This is a genomic window from Streptomyces iakyrus, from assembly GCF_000717055.1.
Taxonomy (GTDB): domain Bacteria; phylum Actinomycetota; class Actinomycetes; order Streptomycetales; family Streptomycetaceae; genus Streptomyces; species Streptomyces iakyrus.
Map to the genome: position 1 here is coordinate 1 of NZ_JNXI01000158.1, position 290 is coordinate 290.

Consider the following 290-nt stretch of genomic DNA (forward strand, 5'->3'; position numbering starts at 1 on the left):
TCTTGAGCACATCGCGGAACTCGACGGCCTTGGCCGCGAACGTGTCCTGCAGAACCGCCATCGCTTTGAGCAGCCCGCGCACCGCGAACACCGTCGCGACCTTGACGGCGGTCGGGTAGACGTCATTGGTCGACTGACCGAGATTGACGTCCTCATTGGGGTGCAGGAAGCCGTACTCGCCCTTGGCGTGACCCAGCAGCTCCAGCGCCCGGTTCGCCACGACCTCGTTGGCGTTCATGTTGGTCGAGGTGCCGGCACCGCCCTGGACGACGTCCACGACGAACTGGTCG

At 65.2% G+C, this 290-nt stretch carries 1 protein-coding gene; it reads right to left on the minus strand.

Features of this window, described 5'->3' with window-relative positions:
• Window positions 1-290, minus strand: a 290-nt coding sequence (locus OO68_RS41920) for a lyase family protein (RefSeq protein WP_033314765.1), incomplete at both ends; no start/stop codon positions are given.